Below are 3493 nucleotides of genomic sequence, written 5' to 3'. Positions count from 1 at the left end.
CAGGCACTTACGTGTTCCGATTGACGGTGGTAGACGATGAGGGCGACAGCGGTTTTGATCAGGTTACGGTAACGGTTATTGAGCTCCCCAACTTCCCAATTCGATTAAATGCAGGAGGATCTAGCTATGACTTTAATGGGGATACTTGGTTGGTGGATCAATATTTTAGTGGGGGTTCAGTATTTAATAATGCCATAGATATAGCCAACACCTCTAACGACCAGCTCTATCAAAGCGAACGGTTTACGACTTCCAGTAGCTTTGCCTATGAGATACCCATGGTATCTGGAGAATACGATGTGGAACTTCACTTTGCAGAAATTTTCTTTGGAGTCCCCGGAGAGGGATCAGATGGAGGGGTAGGATCAAGAATTTTTAATGTGAGTATTGAAAACGGCCAAGGACAGCTAAACAATTATGACATTGTTGTAGCAGCTGGTGGTAGTGCTACGGCCATCGTGGAACGATTTACGGGAATTAATGTTACTGATGGTAGTTTAACCATAACATTAACCGCTGTGGTGGAGTTTCCCAAGATATCAGGAATAGGCATTTTTGAAAGTGGAGCAGCGAAAGAATTACCGATTGCCAATGCGGGGCCAGATCTACAAGTAAATCTTCCGGATGATGCGTTCTTGATAGGCTCTGGTACGGATCCGGATGGGGGAGCGATCGTATCCTACCAATGGACGCAAGAGAGTGGCCCCAGTTTAGCTACCTTGACCAACGAATCCACCTCTGATCTTTTGGCCAGTGATTTGATTGAAGGTACTTATGTTTTCAGATTAACAATTACCGATGACGAAGGGGACACAGCGTTTGATGAAACGACGATTACCGTATCCGGTGAACCGGTTGTATTGCGACTGAATTCCGGTGGCCCTGCGTTAACATTTAATGGAGAGGATTGGCTGGAAGACCAATTTTTTAACGCGGGTTCTACGTTTACAAATAGTGTAGAGATAGAAAACACTACGAATGACGAATTATATCAAACGGAGAGATTTAGAAGTGCTTCCAATGGCCCTATAATTTATGAAATTCCCGTACCACAAGGAAATTATAACGTGGATTTACATTTTGCAGAACTATTCTTTGGATTACCCAATGGAGATCCATTGGGCGGAGTCGGATCCCGCATATTTAATATTGACATAGAGAACGGGCAACGACAACTTAATTCCTATGATATTGTTGAAGCAGCGGGAGGTAGTGCCACGGCAGTTGTTGAAAGTTTTAGTGGGATTTTTGTGAATGATGGAAATTTAACTATAACGCTTACGTCGATTATTCAAAATCCTAAAATATCGGGAATTGGGGTTTTTGGAACAAAACCTCCAATTGTTGATGCTGGTGAAGATCAAGAAATTACATTACCCATAAACAATGTTCTTCTCAATGGTAATGCGATAGATCCCGACGGTGGTGCCATTGCAAATTACCTGTGGACGCAACAAAGTGGTCCTAGTTCAGCCACCTTAAGTGGAGAAGCAACACCCAATTTAACTATTTCTAATGTGGTTCAGGGTGAATATGTGTTTCGTTTAACCGCGACCGACGATGATAATGAGGTTGGTTTTGATGAAGTTACCATTGTAGTCAATCAGCTCCTGCCTCCTGTAGCGGTCGCAACTGCCGTTCCGTTGACAGGGAGCGCTCCCTTGGAAGTCGCTTTTACGGGTAGTGGTTCAACAGATGATTTGGGTATTGTTTCCTATCTATGGGATTTTAAGGATGGGAACACCTCCACCGATATTGATCCTATTCATATCTTCTCGCTTCCCGGAATCTATGATGTTGAACTTATGGTTACCGATGGCGATGGGCTTTTCGACATCGACACCATTGTGATTACAGTGAATAGCACCACTGGAAATCAAGCACCGGTGGCAGTAGCGACTGCGAATCCGCTATCAGGAGATGCGCCATTGACGGTGAATTTCACCGGTAGTACTTCTACCGATGATGTGGCTGTTACGAGTTACGTATGGGATTTTGGTGATGGAAGTCCAATAGTAAGTACCGCGGATCCTGTACATACCTTTACGGTTGCTGGCGTATTTGAAGTTACCCTTACGGTAGAAGATGCAGAAGGATTAAGCGATGTCTCTACGATAAGCATTACCGTGAACAGTCCATTAGCAAATCAGCCTCCGGTGGCAGTAGCCAGTGCCACTCCGTTATCTGGAGATGCGCCATTGACGGTGAATTTTACCGGCAGTACTTCTACCGATGATGTGGCTGTTACGAGTTACGTATGGGATTTTGGTGATGGAACTAGCTCAACGGAACCTAATCCAACGCATACTTTTACAACGGTTGGCGTGTTTAACGTTACCCTAATGGTACAGGATGTTGATGGTTTATCCGATACGGCTACCATAACAATTACAGTTATCGATCCAACTGGCAATCAGCCTCCGGTAGCCCAAATTAGTGCAGCTCCTGTATTAGGAAATGTACCTTTGGAAGTGATTTTTACCGGTGATAATTCTACGGATGATGTTGGTATCGTTTCTTATATATGGGATTTTGGCGATGGTGCTACTTCTACTGAACCCAATCCAATTCACACCTTTACAACGATTGGTGAGTTTGATGTTACCTTAACGGTGTCAGATATAGAAGGATTTGCTCACATAGCAACCATCCGAATTTCAGTTCAAGATGGGTCAGTAGAGGAAAGTGACAAAATGAAGGCCATTATTGCGATTAATCCGGCCAATAATGTGGCTTTGGTGCAGTTGCAAAACAAACCTGCTACTACTATAATCACAGTGCTAAGCCTGCATGATGCCAGTGGAAGATGGTTGGGTTCCTATGATCCACAAACCGTGTTTATAGGCGATGACACCTATGAAATTCCGATCGGCACATTAAGGGATGGTGTTTATTATGTGAATGTAGAAATGAATGATGGAACCGATTTCGGCTTAAAACTTTTAGTGAAGAACAGATAATAAGATAATACTAGGTTTAAAGCCTTCGATACTAAGTGTCGAAGGCTTTTTTTGTAATTATCATAAATAGCCACTAAAACTTTTTTCAAAGTTTTTTAAGGGAATAGTAGTTTTTCATTTCGTCGATAAATTATTGTTAATCAACGAATAAAAAGTAGACTGTTATCATTTTTATTTCAAATAAAATACTTTTGTTTAATAGAGAATAGTTTCATTTCAGCTCCCCATATAATTGAAGCATTGAGCTAGATTTTTAGGTAATTAATCTAATCCCGATTCAATTAACTTTTTATTTAGGACATGAATTTATATAGAATTCATGTCAAGGAATTATGAAAACCAAAAACCAACCAAATTCGGGGGCGCTATGCTTTCGCAAAACAGACGATGTCAATTTTTATATTTTTATAAATTGGTTGAAGGACAATTGGGCTCGACCTAAAAGGGAGATAAGCCAACTTTTATTTTTCGTATTGATTTGTGTCATGTTCACTTTTTCTGTTCGGGGTCAATTCCCTACGGAGTTTGAGAAG

1 protein-coding gene is annotated in these 3493 nt (G+C 41.6%); it reads left to right on the top strand.

Translation table 11 applies throughout. The features are described 5' to 3' along the window. Positions 1 to 2960 (top strand): PKD domain-containing protein (locus tag U1E44_RS16650; RefSeq protein ID WP_322932244.1); only part of this gene is annotated, 2960 nt, incomplete at its 5' end. Positions 2961 to 3493: the final 533 nt, after the last annotated feature.

Source organism: Aurantibrevibacter litoralis, from assembly GCF_034651555.1.
GTDB lineage: Bacteria > Bacteroidota > Bacteroidia > Flavobacteriales > Flavobacteriaceae > Aurantibrevibacter > Aurantibrevibacter litoralis.
The sequence above is the reverse complement of the archived record's forward strand: the minus strand, read 5'-3'. Positions and strand labels throughout refer to the sequence as shown.